The sequence below is a fragment of the Enterobacter sp. A8 genome (genome assembly GCF_004296595.1).
Lineage (GTDB): Bacteria > Pseudomonadota > Gammaproteobacteria > Enterobacterales > Enterobacteriaceae > Enterobacter > Enterobacter cloacae.
In genome coordinates this window covers 1,194,067-1,210,845 of sequence record NZ_SCMF01000001.1, presented here as the reverse complement: position 1 = coordinate 1,210,845, position 16,779 = coordinate 1,194,067, and the positions used below count along the sequence as shown (strand labels likewise).

The 16,779-nt window shown below is 50.2% G+C and carries 16 protein-coding genes; 8 read left to right on the top strand and 8 right to left on the bottom strand.

The genetic code is table 11. The features are described 5' to 3' along the window. The first annotated feature begins 10 nt into the window (after positions 1-10). The 7 genes from EQV24_RS05770 to ugd all read left to right on the top strand — a co-directional run bounded on the left by EQV24_RS05770 (position 11) and on the right by ugd (position 8,391). A complete protein-coding gene (locus EQV24_RS05770; RefSeq protein ID WP_130626316.1) occupies positions 11-775 on the top strand; it encodes a DUF4422 domain-containing protein in 765 nt (254 codons plus the stop codon). Then, positions 772-1,917 carry a UDP-galactopyranose mutase gene (glf, locus tag EQV24_RS05765; protein WP_038979586.1) on the top strand — a complete coding sequence of 382 codons (1,146 nt, stop codon included), beginning with the start codon at positions 772-774 and terminating at the stop codon, positions 1,915-1,917. The genes EQV24_RS05770 and glf overlap by 4 nt, the downstream gene beginning before the upstream one ends. A 14-nt stretch (positions 1,918-1,931) precedes the next feature. Next, the gene (locus EQV24_RS05760) at positions 1,932-3,368 is read left to right on the top strand and encodes an undecaprenyl-phosphate galactose phosphotransferase (RefSeq protein ID WP_095439616.1); all 1,437 of its coding nucleotides are present in this window, start codon (positions 1,932-1,934) and stop codon (positions 3,366-3,368) included. Positions 3,369-3,518: 150 nt separating this feature from the next. Then, positions 3,519-4,925, top strand: a complete 1,407-nt coding sequence (gene gndA / locus EQV24_RS05755) for an NADP-dependent phosphogluconate dehydrogenase (RefSeq protein ID WP_000043519.1) — start codon at positions 3,519-3,521, stop codon at positions 4,923-4,925. A 92-nt stretch (positions 4,926-5,017) separates the two neighbouring features. Continuing rightward, complete coding sequence (rfbB, locus tag EQV24_RS05750; RefSeq protein ID WP_130626315.1) at positions 5,018-6,106, top strand: dTDP-glucose 4,6-dehydratase; 1,089 nt, start codon at positions 5,018-5,020, stop codon at positions 6,104-6,106. Then, the gene (rfbA, locus tag EQV24_RS05745) at positions 6,103-6,984 is read left to right on the top strand and encodes a glucose-1-phosphate thymidylyltransferase RfbA (RefSeq protein WP_058683792.1); all 882 of its coding nucleotides are present in this window, start codon (positions 6,103-6,105) and stop codon (positions 6,982-6,984) included. Before rfbB ends, rfbA begins: the two co-directional genes overlap by 4 nt. Before the next feature lie 240 nt (positions 6,985-7,224). Beyond that, positions 7,225-8,391: a UDP-glucose 6-dehydrogenase gene (gene ugd, locus EQV24_RS05740; protein WP_023620898.1), complete on the top strand. Its 1,167-nt coding sequence runs from the start codon at positions 7,225-7,227 to the stop codon at positions 8,389-8,391. Between the two features lie 51 nt (positions 8,392-8,442). Here the strand turns inward: ugd and EQV24_RS05735 are convergent, their stop codons facing one another. Continuing rightward, entirely contained in the window at positions 8,443-9,447 is a 1,005-nt protein-coding gene (locus EQV24_RS05735) for an NAD-dependent epimerase (protein ID WP_013097849.1), read from the bottom strand. A gap of 192 nt (positions 9,448-9,639) precedes the next feature. Here EQV24_RS05735 and wzzB point away from each other — a divergent pair, with 192 nt between their 5' ends. Continuing rightward, the gene (gene wzzB, locus EQV24_RS05730; RefSeq protein WP_130626314.1) at positions 9,640-10,620 is read left to right on the top strand and encodes an LPS O-antigen chain length determinant protein WzzB; all 981 of its coding nucleotides are present in this window, start codon (positions 9,640-9,642) and stop codon (positions 10,618-10,620) included. 40 nt (positions 10,621-10,660) lie between these two features. Here the strand turns inward: wzzB and hisIE are convergent, their stop codons facing one another. The 7 genes from hisIE to hisD are packed head-to-tail and all read right to left on the bottom strand — an operon-like array spanning position 10,661 to position 16,777. Further along, positions 10,661-11,272: a bifunctional phosphoribosyl-AMP cyclohydrolase/phosphoribosyl-ATP diphosphatase HisIE gene (gene hisIE / locus EQV24_RS05725; protein ID WP_000954830.1), complete on the bottom strand. Its 612-nt coding sequence runs from the start codon at positions 11,270-11,272 to the stop codon at positions 10,661-10,663. Then, entirely contained in the window at positions 11,266-12,042 is a 777-nt protein-coding gene (gene hisF / locus EQV24_RS05720; protein ID WP_023620900.1) for an imidazole glycerol phosphate synthase subunit HisF, read from the bottom strand. The genes hisIE and hisF overlap by 7 nt, the downstream gene beginning before the upstream one ends. Next, entirely contained in the window at positions 12,024-12,761 is a 738-nt protein-coding gene (gene hisA, locus EQV24_RS05715; RefSeq protein ID WP_130626313.1) for a 1-(5-phosphoribosyl)-5-[(5-phosphoribosylamino)methylideneamino]imidazole-4-carboxamide isomerase, read from the bottom strand. Before hisA ends, hisF begins: the two co-directional genes overlap by 19 nt. Then, positions 12,761-13,351: an imidazole glycerol phosphate synthase subunit HisH gene (gene hisH, locus EQV24_RS05710; protein WP_130626312.1), complete on the bottom strand. Its 591-nt coding sequence runs from the start codon at positions 13,349-13,351 to the stop codon at positions 12,761-12,763. The genes hisA and hisH overlap by 1 nt, the downstream gene beginning before the upstream one ends. Then, on the bottom strand, positions 13,351-14,418 hold the full coding sequence (gene hisB, locus EQV24_RS05705) for a bifunctional histidinol-phosphatase/imidazoleglycerol-phosphate dehydratase HisB (RefSeq protein ID WP_047024631.1): 1,068 nt from the start codon (positions 14,416-14,418) through the stop codon (positions 13,351-13,353). Before hisB ends, hisH begins: the two co-directional genes overlap by 1 nt. After that, positions 14,415-15,476: a histidinol-phosphate transaminase gene (gene hisC, locus EQV24_RS05700; protein WP_023620903.1), complete on the bottom strand. Its 1,062-nt coding sequence runs from the start codon at positions 15,474-15,476 to the stop codon at positions 14,415-14,417. Before hisC ends, hisB begins: the two co-directional genes overlap by 4 nt. Then, positions 15,473-16,777, bottom strand: a complete 1,305-nt coding sequence (gene hisD, locus EQV24_RS05695) for a histidinol dehydrogenase (protein ID WP_130626311.1) — start codon at positions 16,775-16,777, stop codon at positions 15,473-15,475. Before hisD ends, hisC begins: the two co-directional genes overlap by 4 nt. Positions 16,778-16,779 lie beyond the last annotated feature (2 nt).

Here is a 16,779-nt window from a genome sequence, read left to right as displayed (position 1 = left end):
AAGGTAATAAATGAAAGTATTTGTGGTTTCTCATAAACCTTATGAATTTCCAACCACTCGAGAATATGTACCTCTTAAAGTTGGCATGTTAAGTGATGAAATATCTTCGAGTTACGAGCAAGACTGTGCTGGCGACAACATCGCCCATCTAAATTCATCATTCTGCGAACTCACCGCAGCCTATTGGATATGGAAGAACTCTCAGGAAGACATTGTCGGTCTCGCGCACTACCGTCGATATTTTGCATCATCAACTAGTAACCTGATGGTTAAGGGGAAGCGTATCGCCTCTCCTGAAGAGATGATGAACCTTCTGCAAAATGCTGATATTCTGGTTGCTAAACCACGTAATTATTATATTACGAGCATTAAAAGCCATTATATACATGCTCATCATGAATCGGATTACACTCAACTGCGAGATGAAATAGCGCGACAACAACCTGATTATCTCTCAGATTTTGATGATGTTATGGGGGGCACTAAGATCAGCCTGTACAATATGTTCGTCTGTAAAAAAGCATTGATAGATGAATATTTTGCCTGGCTCTTCCCACTATTGTTCGCGCTTGAACAAAAAATTGCTTATCAGAATTATGATGCGTACCAAAAACGCGTCTTTGGGTTTATGGCAGAAAGACTTTTCAATGTGTGGCTTCATCATCAGCGCAATCGACTGAGGATTAAATATATGCCGGTGGTCAATATTGATGGTGAGAACCTCCTTCTGAAGGGGATTGGATTATTAAAACGACATTTTTGGGGAACAAAATGACAGTCGCTATTGTTGGTGCAGGTATCTCTGGGGCCGTTATCGCCAGGCTGTTAGCTGAGCAAGGAATATCATCCGTTGTTTTTGATAAGCGCTCGCATATTGCAGGAAACTGCCATTCTGAACGTGATCCGCAGACTAATGTCATGCTGCACGTCTATGGTCCGCATATCTTCCACACAGATGATAAAGAAGTCTGGGACTTCGTAAATGCTTATTCTGAATTCATGCCTTACACAAACCGCGTAAAGGCTGTTTACAAGGGCAATGTCTATCTGCTGCCTGTTAACCTGCACACCATTAACCAGTTTTTCAATAAAACACTACGTCCTGACGAAGCTCGGGCGTTTATTGAATCAAAAGCGGATAAATCAATTGTCGATCCGCAAAACTTTGAAGAACAAGCAATTAGCATGATTGGCCGTGAGCTCTACGAGGCGTTCTTCAAGGGATACACGCGCAAGCAATGGGGCGTTGAACCAACGGAATTGCCTGCCAGTATTTTGAAGCGTTTGCCGCTGCGCTTCAATTACAACGACAATTACTTTAATCATCAGTATCAGGGCATGCCTAAAGAAGGCTATACCGAGATGGTCGCAAAAATTCTCGACCATGAGCTGATTGAGGTCAGAACGGATACTGAGTTTTCTGCGGCAGAAAGCACTGCGTATGAACATGTGTTCTGGTCAGGAGCCCTGGATGGATACTTTAACTTCAGCGAAGGGCGGCTTGGCTATCGCACATTGGACTTTGAAAAATTCTCCGCAGAAGGCGACTATCAGGGTACAGCAGTGATCAACTATTGTGAAGAAGACGTACCTTATACTCGTATCACCGAGCATAAGCATTTTTCACCCTGGGAATCACACGAAAATACTACCTGCTATCGTGAGTTTAGCCGTTTTTGTACCGAAAACGATGTGCCTTATTACCCGATTCGTATGGTAAAAGAGAAAGAGTTATTAAACCGATATCTTGACAAGGCCATGGCACTCCGTAATACAACTTTTGTTGGCCGTCTGGGTACCTATCGCTATCTTGATATGGATGTCACTATCCGCGAAGCTATTGATGTGGCAAACAAATATCTCGAATGCCAAAAAAATCAGGAGCCGATGCCTGTATTTAATATAAATCCGCGATAAAGTCAGGTGTGGTCATGGATACGGATAATTTTTTGAATAAATATAACCCGTTGCTATGCAAATTTTTTCTGGCGGCTTCGGATTTTATATTTTTTAACGTTTCACTCGCACTCTCAATTGGTTGTGTGTATTGGATTTTTAACGATCTCTATCGTTTTATTCCTGATAACCAACTTGAGATGCGTATCATTTCCCACATTATATTAAGTATAATTTGTGTGGGATGGTTCTGGGTTCGGTTGCGGCATTATTCCTATCGAAAACCATTTTGGTTTGAATTAAAGGAAATTATCCGTACTATTGTTATTTTTGCTGTCTTTGACCTGGCGCTTGTTGCCTTTTCTAAATGGCAGTTCTCACGATATGTATGGGTTTTTTGCTGGACCTTTGCGTTAATCCTGCTTCCATTCTTTAGAGCCATGACGAAGCATCTTCTTAATCGTCTTGGTATCTGGAAGAAAAAAACCATCATCATGGGAAGCGGAAGCAATGCTGTTGAGGCTTACTTCGCGTTGCAGAGCGAAGAAATGCTCGGTTTCGATGTCGTGGCCTTCTATGATGAAGAGTCTTCGGAATCGATGCTCCAGGGACTGCCTGTTTTGCGTGACCCCGAAATTCTTTGGCAGATGAAGAAAACAGGGGATATTCATTTCATCGTCGCATTTGAAATGGAAAACAGCGATAAGACCCTAAACTGGTTGCGAGAACTGTCAAAGAAAGACTGTCGTTCCGTTACGGTGATACCTTCCTTACGAGGTTTACCGCTATATAACACCGATATGTCATTTATCTTCAGCCACGAAGTTATGCTTCTTCGAATCCATAATAATCTGGCGAAGAGGACTTCTCGTTTCCTGAAACGCACATTCGATATTGTTTGTTCGTCACTGATCATCCTGGTTGCGTCACCTTTGCTTATTTATCTCTGGTATAAAGTGACACGTGATGGTGGCCCGGCAATCTATGGACATATGCGCGTCGGGCGACATGGTAAGCTTTTCCCATGTTATAAATTCCGCTCTATGGTCCTGAATTCACAGGAGGTTTTGCAAAAGCTTCTTGATTCGGATCCGGCGGCCCGTGAAGAGTGGGATCGTGATTTCAAGTTAAAAAATGACCCCAGGATCACTTCGGTAGGTCGGTTTATTCGGAAAACTAGCCTTGATGAACTGCCTCAGTTATTCAACGTCCTTAAAGGGCAAATGAGTCTGGTTGGGCCGCGTCCTATTATTTCTGAAGAACTGCCTCGATATGATGATAATGTCGATTACTATCTGATGGCGAAACCTGGCATGACAGGTTTATGGCAGGTGAGTGGCCGTAATGATGTTGATTACGATACGCGCGTCTACTTTGACTCCTGGTATGTAAAAAACTGGTCGCTCTGGAATGATATCGCGATTCTGTTCAAAACTGTGAAGGTCGTTCTTCATCGTGATGGTGCATATTAATGCACCAATACGCGGGTTTTATATGGTTTAAGACCATTCTAAATAAGACATCTATTGCTACCTTCTGGACTCTAACCTGAGTTAACATGTTCTTCACTTTACCCGCCGGCTCCTTTACGGCGGGGTATCCACACCTGACAGGAGTATGTAATGTCCAAGCAACAGATCGGCGTTGTCGGTATGGCAGTGATGGGGCGCAACCTGGCGCTCAACATCGAAAGCCGTGGTTATACCGTCTCCGTTTTCAACCGCTCCCGTGATAAGACCGAAGAAGTCATCGCTGAGAATCCGGGTAAGAAACTGGTTCCTTTCTATACGGTTAAAGAGTTTGTTGAATCTCTGGAAACGCCTCGTCGTATCCTGTTAATGGTGAAAGCGGGCGCAGGTACCGATGCAGCCATCGATTCCCTGAAACCTTATCTGGACAAAGGCGACATCATCATTGATGGTGGTAACACCTTCTTCCAGGACACCATTCGTCGTAACCGTGAACTCTCTGCTGAAGGTTTCAACTTCATCGGTACCGGTGTTTCCGGTGGTGAAGAGGGCGCGCTGAAAGGCCCATCTATCATGCCTGGCGGCCAGAAAGAAGCGTACGAGCTTGTTGCGCCAATCCTGACCAAAATCGCTGCAGTTGCGGAAGATGGTGAGCCGTGTGTGACCTATATCGGTCCGGACGGTGCAGGCCACTATGTTAAGATGGTTCACAACGGCATCGAATACGGCGATATGCAGCTGATTGCTGAAGCCTACTCTCTGCTGAAGGGGGGCCTGAACCTTTCCAACGAAGAACTCGCAGAGACCTTCACTGAGTGGAACAAAGGCGAGCTGAACAGCTATCTGATCGACATCACCAAAGATATCTTCACGAAGAAAGATGAAGAGGGTAAATACCTGGTCGATGTGATTCTTGACGAAGCGGCGAACAAAGGTACCGGCAAATGGACCAGCCAGAGCTCTCTGGACCTGGGCGAACCGCTGTCTCTGATCACTGAATCCGTATTCGCTCGTTACATCTCTTCTCTGAAAGATCAGCGCGTTGCGGCTTCCAAAGTGCTGTCTGGTCCGCAGGCTAAACCAGCTGCTGACAAAGCGGAATTCGTTGAGAAGGTTCGTCGTGCTCTGTACCTGGGCAAAATCGTCTCTTACGCGCAGGGTTTCTCACAGTTACGCGCGGCTTCTGACGAAAACAACTGGGATCTGAACTACGGTGAAATCGCGAAGATCTTCCGTGCAGGTTGCATCATCCGCGCCCAGTTCCTGCAGAAAATCACCGATGCCTATGCTGAAAATGCAGGTATCGCGAACCTGCTTCTGGCACCTTACTTTAAGAAGATTGCTGACGAATACCAGCAGGCGCTGCGTGATGTGGTTGCATACGCTGTACAGAACGGTATTCCTGTGCCGACCTTCTCCGCTGCAGTGGCGTACTACGACAGCTATCGCGCTGCCGTACTGCCTGCCAATCTGATCCAGGCGCAGCGTGACTACTTCGGTGCGCATACGTATAAACGTACGGATAAAGAAGGTGTGTTCCACACCGAATGGCTGGATTAATCTAATTAGTTCTGCCATTCCATCAAGCCCGGTAGCGATACCGGGCTTTTTTATCTCGCCAAGTCCACTCACTTTTGAACGGAATAGATTGCGTGAAAATTCTCGTCACCGGTGGTGCCGGTTTTATCGGTTCCGCGGTTATCCGACATATCATTAATAATACTCAAGATAGCGTTGTTAACGTTGATAAATTGACCTATGCCGGTAATCTGGAATCCTTGCGTGAAGTAAGCGATAGTGACCGCTATGTTTTTGAACATGCTGATATATGCGACAAAATTGCAATGGAAAAGATTTTTGCCGCTCATCAACCCGATGCAGTAATGCACCTGGCGGCAGAAAGCCATGTTGATCGCTCCATCACTGGGCCAGCTGCATTTATTGAAACAAATATTGTTGGCACTTACGTCCTGTTAGAAACGAGTCGCGCTTACTGGTCTGCACTGGATGAGCGGGCTAAATCGACATTTCGTTTTCACCATATTTCAACAGATGAAGTTTATGGCGATTTACCCCATCCTGATGAGCATCACAGCTCCTCTTCGTTACCGCTCTTTACCGAAAAAACAGCGTATGCGCCAAGCAGTCCCTATTCCGCATCAAAAGCATCAAGCGATCATTTAGTTCGTGCATGGATCCGCACCTACGGACTGCCGGGGATTGTCACTAACTGCTCCAATAACTATGGTCCTTTTCATTTCCCGGAGAAATTAATTCCACTCGTCATCCTTAATGCTCTCGAAAATAAGGCATTACCTATTTATGGCAAAGGTGACCAGATCCGCGATTGGCTATATGTTGAAGATCATGCACGTGCGTTGTATGCCGTTCTGACTACGGGTAAAACTGGCGAAACATATAATATTGGCGGCTACAACGAGAAGAAAAATATTGAGGTAGTTCATACAATATGCGATCTGCTGGATGAAATTGTACCAAAAACAAGCTCTTATCGGGACCAGATCACCTACGTAACCGATCGTCCTGGACACGATCGTCGTTATGCCATTGATGCCCGTAAAATTACAGCTGAACTAGGTTGGAAACCTCAGGAGACGTTTGAGAGTGGCATTCGAAAAACAGTCGAATGGTATTTGAACAACCAGGAATGGGTTTCTAATGTTCAAAGCGGTGCTTACAAAAGCTGGATTGAGCAGAATTATGGAGAGCGCAAGAAATGACGAAGCGTAAAGGTATCATTTTAGCTGGCGGTTCTGGTACGCGTCTTTATCCCGTAACGATGGCGGTAAGTAAACAGCTCCTGCCAATTTACGATAAACCGATGATCTATTACCCTCTTTCTACGTTAATGCTGTCAGGTATCAAGGACATTTTGATTATCAGCACGCCACAAGATACGCCTCGTTTCGAACAATTGCTGGGGGATGGCAGCCAATGGGGGTTGCGCCTGCAGTATAAAGTACAGCCGAGTCCTGATGGACTGGCGCAGGCCTTTATTCTGGGTGAAGAATTTATCGGTGATGACAATTGTGCTCTGGTGTTAGGTGACAACATTTTCTATGGCCATGATTTACCCAGATTACTCGAGGATGCAGCCAGTCAGGAAAAAGGTGCGACCGTTTTTGCCTATCATGTCAGTGACCCGGAGCGTTATGGTGTCGTTGAATTTGATAAAGAAGGTGTAGCAATTGGCATTGAAGAAAAGCCTGAAAAGCCGAAGAGTAATTACGCGATAACCGGCCTCTATTTTTATGATAATGATGTTATTGAGATGGCCAAAACCTTACGCCCGTCGGCACGTGGTGAGCTTGAAATAACAGACATCAATCGTCTTTACATGCAGAAGGGACAATTGTCGGTAGCGATGATGAGACGTGGTTATGCCTGGCTTGATACCGGAACACATCAGAGTATGATCGAGGCGAGCAACTTTATTGCCACTATCGAAGAACGGCAGGGGCTGAAAGTATCCTGTCCTGAAGAGATTGCTTTCCGTCGGGGCTTCATCAATGCGGAGCAGCTTCAGTTGCTTGCCGAGCCATTAAAAAAGACGGGTTATGGTCAATATCTACTAAATCTCATTAAGGGATTAGTCTGATTTGAGCTCAACTATTAATTTTCTTTTTTTTAGCTCGAATAGTCGTCAAATGCAGCGTTGATGCTGGTGTAAAGGCGACTAACATGGCGTTTGGATGGTTCCTGAAACGGAGAAAAAGCCCTTGCCCGGCAGGGTGTGAATCTTGACAGGGAATTGGCATTAGCGCTAAAAATCCACCAGTTAATCATTGTGGTGGGCCTTTGAATGTCACCAGAAACTCATACTGAAGAAGTCAAGTAAATGAAAATAACAATCTCCGGAACAGGCTATGTTGGACTCTCGAACGGTATTCTGATTGCCCAGAACCATGAAGTGGTTGCGCTGGATATCGTGCAGTCCAAAGTGGATATGCTCAACCAGAAGAAATCGCCAATTGTTGACAAAGAAATCCAGGATTATCTTACTCATAAAGAACTGAATTTCCGCGCTACTACGGATAAAGAAGATGCCTACCGCGATGCGGATTATGTCATCATTGCTACTCCCACTGACTACGATCCGAAAACGAATTACTTCAACACATCCACTGTAGAAGCGGTCATTAAAGACGTTATCGCAATCAACCCGAACGCGGTGATGGTGATTAAGTCAACCATTCCGGTAGGTTTCACTAAATCCATCAAAGAAGAGTTGGGCATCGATAACGTCTTCTTCTCGCCAGAGTTCCTGCGCGAGGGCAGGGCGTTATACGATAACCTGCATCCTTCCCGTATCGTGATTGGTGAGCGTTCTGAACGTGCTGAGCGCTTTGCTGCCCTACTGCAGGAAGGCGCCATCAAGAAAGATATTCCGGTACTGTTTACCGACTCCACTGAAGCGGAGGCGATTAAGCTTTTCGCCAATACCTACCTGGCAATGCGTGTCGCTTACTTCAACGAACTGGACAGCTACGCAGAGAGCCTGGGGTTAAATACCCGCCAGATTATCGAAGGTGTTTGTCTCGATCCGCGCATTGGTAACCACTATAACAACCCGTCATTTGGCTACGGTGGTTACTGCCTGCCAAAAGATACCAAGCAGCTGCTGGCCAACTATCAGGCTGTGCCAAACAACCTGATTTCAGCGATTGTGGATGCCAACCGCACGCGTAAGGATTTCATTTCTGATTCCATCCTGGCGCGTCAGCCGAAAGTGGTGGGTGTGTATCGTCTGATCATGAAGAGCGGTTCCGATAACTTCCGCGCCTCGTCCATTCAGGGGATCATGAAGCGTATTAAAGCGAAGGGTGTTCAGGTCATTATTTATGAACCTGCAATGCAGGAAGATGAGTTCTTCCATTCACGCGTGATTCGCGATCTGGATGCATTCAAGCAGGAAGCGGACGTGATCATCTCTAACCGCATGGCAGCAGAACTGGCAGACGTGGCGGATAAAGTGTATACCCGAGATCTGTTTGGTAGCGACTGATATTTGCGTTAAGCACGTAAAAAACCCGGCCAGTGTGCCGGGTTTTTTGTTTTAGACGTTGTAGAAAGCGCGATACCAGTCCACGAAGTTTTTCACCCCGTCTTTGACTGAGGTCTGCGGTTTAAAGCCAATAACGTCATACAACGCTTTCGTATCCGCGCTGGTTTCCAGCACGTCACCTGGTTGAATCGGCATCATGTTTTTCTCTGCTTCTTTGCCGAGTGCTTCTTCCAGCGCCGTAATGTAATCCATAAGCTCAACCGGAGAGCTGTTACCAATGTTATAAACGCGATAAGGCGCGGAACTGGTCGCCGGCGAACCGGTTTCGACAGTCCAGTTTTCATCAGCCTGAGGGATGACATCCTGTAGGCGCAGAATAGCTTCGGCGATGTCATCAATATAGGTAAAGTCGCGCTTCATCTTGCCGTAGTTGTAGACATCGATGCTTTTGCCTTCGATCATCGCCTTTGTAAACTTAAACAGCGCCATGTCCGGACGTCCCCACGGGCCATACACGGTAAAGAAACGCAGACCAGTGGTCGGCAGGTTATACAGATGGGAATAAGTATGCGACATCAGCTCATTGGCTTTTTTGGTCGCCGCGTACAGTGACACCGGGTGGTCTACCGAGTCGTCAGTAGAGAAGGGCATCTTACGGTTGAGGCCATAAACTGAACTTGATGACGCATACAGCAGATGCTGAACGTTGTTATGGCGACAGCCTTCCAGCACGTTAAGGTGACCGACCAGGTTAGCATCCGCATACGCGTGCGGATTTTCCAGCGAGTAACGCACACCTGCTTGTGCGGCCAGATGTATCACGCGATCAAACTTCTCAGAGGCAAACAGCGCTGCCATGGCTTCACGATCGGCTAACTCCATCTTGTGGAAGGTGAAATTCCCGGATTTCAGTAAATCCAGACGTGCCAGCTTGAGATTGACGTCGTAGTAGTCGTTCAGATTATCAATACCGACGACCTGGTGTCCGGCATCCAGCAAGCGTTTGCTGACATGCGATCCGATAAAACCTGCCGCGCCCGTAACCAAAAATTTCATATCTTCCTCGTTAACTCTTCGTTCTTGTCGATGCCTGAGACATCAGAATTGCTATATGATAGCGCGTTGGCCGCGAGTTATATAACCCATCTTTCCGATATAACTCATCGGATTCTGATAGAAAAATCGCTGGCAACAGATACACTATGTAGACATCACTTTTTTTGCCCTTTTTCATCTGTTAGGGATTGTATGACGCAGAACAACAATACTCCGGTTAATAGCAGTAATGGTCCGGAGCAAATTGATTTACTTGATTTAGTGCTACAGCTGTGGCGTGGAAAGTGGGTAATTGGCGCTTTTGTTGCTGTTTTTATCATCATTGCGGGTATTTACATCACCGTTGCAAAAGAAAAATGGACCTCGTCCGCCATCATTTCCCAGCCGGATGCGGCGCAGATTGCCACATACGCGAATGCACTGAATATCCTTTATGGTAATGCTGCTCCTTCAATGCAGGATATCCAAAACCGTGCCATTGGTCGTTTCAATTCCTCATTTTCTGCTTTAGCTCAGGCGCTTGAAAATCAGGAAATGCCAGAAAAACTGACCATCGATTCTACCGTTAAAGGGCAAGCGTTGCCGTTGAGCGTCACGTATCAAGGTGAATCTGCTGAAGCTGCGCAGAAGCAGCTGGCGCAATACATTCAGCAAGTAGACGAGCAAACTGCGAAGGAACTTGCGCTCGATCTTAAAGATAACATTAAGCAGCAGATTACCACGCTAAATGACTCTCTTGAAAACCAGGAGAAAGTTGCTCAGGAGCAAAAAGATCTGCGTATCCAACAGATCACTGAGGCGCTTAAGAATGCGGAAGCGGCGAAAATTACCACCCCGCAGATCCAGCAAACTCAGGACGTGACTCAGGAAACCATGTTCCTGCTGGGAAGCGAAGCGCTGAAATCGATGATTGATAACGAAGCGTCTCGTCCACTGGTCTTCCCTGGTGCGTATTATCAGACCAAACAAAACTTACTGGATATTGAGAAGCTAAACGTTAAGCCGGACACTATTCATGTCTATCGTTACGTCATGAAGCCGGATCTTCCTATCCGACGTGACAGCCCGAAAAAGGCCATCACGTTAATTCTGGCAGTCTTGCTCGGTGGGATTATCGGTTCAGGTGTGGTTCTCGGCCGCAACGCGTTGCGTAACTACAAACCAAAAGCCTGACTTGCAGATAAAAAAAACCGGGGAAATTCCCCGGTTTTTTTTATTTATGCCGCTTACGAAGATTCTCAATCACCGCCGTCAAATCCAGCTCCTGATCCTGCAGCAGCACCAGCAGGTGATACATCAAATCAGACGCTTCGTTGGTCAGCTCTTCGCGGTCATGCACCGTCGCGGCCAGCGCGGTCTCAACGCCTTCTTCACCCACTTTCTGCGCAATACGCTTGGTGCCGCTTGCATACAGCTTCGCCGTATACGAGCTAGAAGGATCTGCCGTTTTACGCTCAGCCAGTAACTGCTCCAGTTGATACAGGAACAACCACTGATGGCTAGCCTCTCCAAAGCAGCTGCTGGTGCCTTTATGGCAGGTCGGACCGATGGGGTTAGCCAGAACCAGCAGAGTATCGTTGTCGCAATCCGGCGTAATGCTAACCACATTCAGGAAATGGCCGGAGGTTTCCCCTTTGGTCCACAGGCGCTGTTTCGTGCGCGAGAAAAAGGTCACTTTACCGCTGTCGACCGTTTTCGCCAGCGCCTCCTGGTTCATGTATCCCAGCATCAGCACTTCACCGGAAACGGCATGCTGGACAACCACGGGCAATAATCCGTCAGTTTTTTCCCAATCCAGCTGCGCCTGTTGTTGCTCTGTTAACATACCCTGATCTCCACGCCCTGGTCGGCCAGGTACGTTTTTAACTCACCAATATTGATAATCTGTTTGTGGAACACGGAAGCCGCCAGCGCGCCGTCAACGTTCGCATCGCGGAAGGCTTCCAGGAAGTGTTCCATAGTGCCCGCACCGCCGGAGGCGATCAGCGGTACGTGACAAACCTCACGCACTTTTTTCAGCTGCTCGAGGTCATACCCGTTACGCACGCCGTCCTGGTTCATCATGTTCAGCACGATTTCGCCTGCGCCACGTTTCTGCACTTCCTGAACCCAGTCCAGCGTCTCCCATTGGGTCACGCGGGTACGGCTTTCGTCGCCGGTATACTGGTTGACGTGATACTTGCCGGTGGCCGCGTCATACCAGGTGTCGATCCCGACAACAATACACTGCACGCCAAAGCGATCGGCCAGACGGGTAATCAACTCCGGGTCGGCCAGCGCCGGGGAGTTGATCGAAATTTTGTCGGCACCAAAGGAGAGGATTTTCGCCGCATCTTCTGCAGACTTAATCCCGCCCGCCACGCAGAACGGAATATCAATGACTTCTGCGACGCGCGCGACCCAGCTTTTGTCCACCACGCGGCCATCGCTGGAGGCGGTGATATCATAAAATACCAGCTCGTCTGCACCTTCATCGGCATAGCGTTTTGCCAGTGGGACGATGTCGCCGATGATCTCGTGGTTGCGGAACTGCACGCCTTTTACGACCTGGCCGTCACGTACGTCCAGGCAAGGGATTATCCGTTTTGCCAGCATTGAATCGCCTCCGTCACAGTAAATTTTCCTTCAAGCAGGGCCCGGCCCACAATCACACCCTTCACGCCGGTTCCGCGCAGCGCGGCGATGTCGTTAATATCACCTATGCCACCAGAGGACTGAAACGCCACCTGCGGATAGCGGGCGCAAACTTCTTGATATAAAGAAACATTAGAGCCTGCCAGCGTGCCGTCGCGGGAGATATCGGTGCACAGCACGTGCTTCAGGCCAACGGGCAGATAAATATCCACCAGCTCCTCCAGGGAGACGCCAGAATTCTCCTGCCAGCCGCTGACCGCTACCAGCTTATTGCCCTGTTCGTCGATACGAACATCCAGGGCCAGCACCAGCGCGTCGGCACCGAAGCGGCGGAACCAGCCTTTCACCGTGTCGGGGTCTTTGACCGCCGTCGAGCCGACCACCACGCGCGCCACGCCGGCGTCCAGCAGCGCCGCAACGTCATCTTCCGTGCGCACACCGCCACCAACCTGTACGGGGACATCCACGCCCGCCACCAGTTTTTTTAACAGTGGGATCTGGCGTTTTGCCGGATCTTTCGCGCCCGTTAAATCCACCAGGTGCAACACCTGCGCACCCTGAGCGGCATAATCCTGCAGGCGGGGCAGCGGATCGTTACCGTAGTCGCGCTGCTGGCCGTAATCACCCTGATGAAGACGAACAACCGTGCCGTCAATTAAGTCTAAAGCGGGAATAATCATCACATCTCCAGGAAGTTTTTCAGCAGATGAGCGCCTGCGGCACCCGAACGTTCCGGGTGAAACTGCACGCCGAAGAAGTTATCTTTCTGCACTGCCGCCGTAAACGCCTCGCCATAATTGCACTGGGCGATGGTGTAGGGATTCACCGGCATGGCGTAGCTGTGCACGAAGTAGAAGTAAGCGCCATCCTCAATGCCGCGAAACAGTCTGTCACCCGCTTTCGCATAAACGCGGTTCCAGCCCATATGTGGCAGTGGTAAACCGTGATCGGTCATTTTTGGCACGTCTTCTTCAATAATACCCAGCAGTTCGACGCCGTTGCTCTCTTCACTTCGACGGCCGAGCAGCTGCATACCCAGGCAAATCCCAAGCACAGGCTGGGTACAGGCTTTGATGAGATCGACCAGTTCACGCTCGTGGATCTGATCCATCGCCGCCTGCGCGGTGCCTACACCAGGCAGGAAGAGTTTGTCTGCGCGCAGCACGACGTCCGGGTCACGGCTCACCACCGGCTCGTAGCCGTGGCGGGCAATGGCCGATTTCACGGAGTTCAGGTTGGCGCATCCGGTATCCAGAATCACCACATTCATTACAGCACTCCTTTTGATGAGGGCAGGGCGTCACCTTCCACACGAATTGCCTGGCGCAGGGTACGGCCAAAGGCCTTGAACAGGCTCTCCACTCGGTGGTGGTCGTTCTTGCCTTTGGTCTTCAGGTGTAGCGTCAGGCCCATGGTGTAGGACAATGAACGGAAGAAGTGCTCCACCATTTCGGTGCTGAGATCGCCCACGCGCTGGTAGGTGAAATCGGCTTTATATTCCAGGTGAGGACGACCGGAGATATCCATCGCACAGCGCGCCAGGCACTCATCCATTGGCAGAACAAACCCAAAACGGTTAATGCCACGTTTGTCGCCCAGGGCCAGTTTCAGCGCTTCGCCCAGTGCCAGACCGGTGTCTTCAACGGTGTGGTGATCGTCAATGTAGAGATCGCCTTTTACCGTAATCTCCATGCGGAAGCCGCCGTGGGTGGCAATCTGATCCAGCATGTGGTCGAAGAAACCCACCCCGGTGTGGATCTTGCTGCCGCCTTCGCGATCCAGCCACACCTTCACGTCAATCTGTGTCTCTTTGGTGTTGCGTTCTACGTGCGAGTAGCGGTCACGTTTGGTGAGCTGCTCGCCAATCTTCACCCAGTTGAGTTCGTCGCGGTTGTAGCGCAGCCCGGCGATGCCCATATTTTCGGCAAGCGTAATGTCGGTGGCGCGATCGCCAATGACATAACTGTTGGCTTTATCCAGGACATCTTCCAGCAGATAGCGCTCTACCAGTTTCACCTTCGGCTTGCGGCAGTCGCACGCATCGGCAGGCAGGTGTGGGCAAATCAGCACCTCATCAAATACTACCCCCTGAGAGGTGAGAACCTGCATCATCAGATTATGCGGGCCGTCAAAGTCGGCCTGCGGGAAGCTGTCGGTACCCAGACCGTCCTGGTTGGTGATCATCACCAGCTTATATCCGGCTTTCTGCAGTTTCAGCAGCACCGGGATCACGTCTGGTTCAAAAGCCAGTTTGTCGAAACGATCGACCTGAAAATCGGTTGGTGGCTCCGAAATCAGGGTGCCGTCTCGGTCGATAAAGAGGATCTTCTGGCTCATACTTTCTCCGCTTTCAGTGCGTCAATCACGCGCTGGCTCTCTGCATGGGTACCTACGGTAATACGCAGGCAGCCGCTCAGAGAAGGTTGTTTATTTTGATCACGTAAGATAATGCCCTGATCCCATAAAGATTTAAATACGGCACTGGAGGCGGTAAAGCGAACCAGGAGGTAGTTGGTTTCAGAGTCGAACACCTGCTCTACGCAAGGGATCGCTTTCAGGGCGGTCACCAGGTACTGTCGCTCTTCCAGGATTTGCGCCACACGCTCACGCATCGCATTGATCCCTTGCGGGGTCAGGGCCTGAGCGGCAATGTCAGCCACGGGAGTAGAAAGCGGATACGGGGCGATCACTTTCAGCAGCAGGTCGATCACCGCTTTATTGGCCAGCGTAAACCCGCAGCGCAGACCTGCAAGCGCAAAGGCTTTCGACAGCGTACGCAGCACTACCAGGTGTGGGTACTCTTCCAGCCAGCCGGCCAGCGTCGCCTGAGGGCAGAACTCAATATAGGCTTCGTCGGCGACCACCAGTGCTTTGCCGCGGGTCATTTCCAGCAGGGTACGGATATCCTGAGGGTTGATAATCTGCCCGGTTGGGTTGTTGGGGCTACAGACAAAGACCACCTTCACGCCGTCCAGATTGTCGGCAATTCCCTGCAGGTCCAGCTGCCAGTTCTCCAGGGCGAGCACGTTACGGCACGCCACGCCAAAGGTTTCCGCGCTGACGCTGTACATGCCGTAGGTAGGCTGGCAATACATCACCGCATCTTTACCCGGCTCGCAGAACGCGCGGATCAACAGCTCAATGCCTTCATCCGCCCCGCGGCTGACCAGCACCTGCTCCGGCTTCACGCCCGCATATTGCGCATAGTTTTCAATCACTGCTTTTGGCTGACACTCCGGATAACGGTTCAGCGTCTGCTGTGACAGCTCAAACTGTACCGCTGTCGGGAATTCGTTGGCGTTCAGCCAGACATCACCGTTGCCGCCCAGGCGACGAGCAGACTGATAAGGCGTCAGTCGACGGACATTTTCCCGCGCTAATTCTTCAATGTTCATGCTTGCTCCTTCAGGGCTGCAACGCGCAGCGTAACGGCGTTTTTGTGGGCGATAAGGCGCTCGGCGGCGGCCAGCGTCTCAATGGTGGACGCCAGCGAGGCAAACCCTTCACGGGAGAGTTCCTGCACGGTCATGCGTTTCTGGAAATCGGCCAGACCCAGGCTGGAACAGGTCGAGGTGTAACCATACGTCGGCAGAACGTGGTTGGTGCCGGAGGCGTAATCGCCCGCGGACTCCGGGGACCAGTCGCCGAGGAAAACCGAACCTGCGCTGGTGATGCTGTCGACCAGGTCGCGCGCGTTGCGGGTCTGAATAATCAGGTGCTCCGGGCCGTACTGGTTGGAGATAGCGATGCACTGGTCAAGATCGCGTGCCACAATCAGGCGGCTGGCGGATAACGCCTGGCGTGCCGTGTCGGCGCGGGGTAAATCGGCAAGCTGACGCTCTACGGCTTCACCCACGCGTTTGGCCATATCGGCATCTGGCGTCAGTAAAATCACCTGAGAATCCGGGCCGTGTTCCGCCTGGGATAACAGGTCAGACGCCACAAAATCCGGCGTGGCGCCGCTGTCGGCAATCACCAGCACTTCAGACGGACCCGCTGGCATATCAATGGCCGCGCCATCAAGGCGCTGGCTGACCTGGCGCTTGGCTTCGGTGACAAAGGCGTTGCCCGGGCCAAAAATTTTGTCGACCTTCGGGATAGATTCTGTGCCAAACGCGAGGGCAGAAATCGCCTGCGCGCCGCCGACTTTAAACACTTCCTGCACGCCACAGAGTTTTGCAGCATAGAGAATTTCATCGGCAATCGGTGGTGGGGAGCAGAGCACCACTTTCTGGCAACCGGCAATACGCGCCGGGGTGGCCAACATTAATACGGTTGAGAACAGCGGGGCGGAGCCGCCAGGGATGTAGAGGCCCACCGAGGCGACCGGACGGGTCACCTGCTGGCAACGCACGCCCGGCAGCGTTTCCACATCAACGGTCTGCAATTTCTGCGCGACGTGGAAGGTCTCGATGTTTTTCACTGCGACGGCCATCGCCTGTTTGATGTCATCACCCAGACGATTACTGGCATCAATGATTTCCTGTTCGGTAACCTTTAATGCATCAACTTCCGTTTTATCAAACTTTGCACTGTATTCCCGCAGCGCTTTATCGCCACGGGTTTTGACGTTATTCAGGATCTCCGTCACGGTGCGGGTGATGCTTTCGGAGGCGCTGATGGCCGGGCGCATTAACAGCTCGCGCTGCTGTTCGTCAGTACACTCATTCCAGGTGATGATCGTGTTAAAGCTCATGG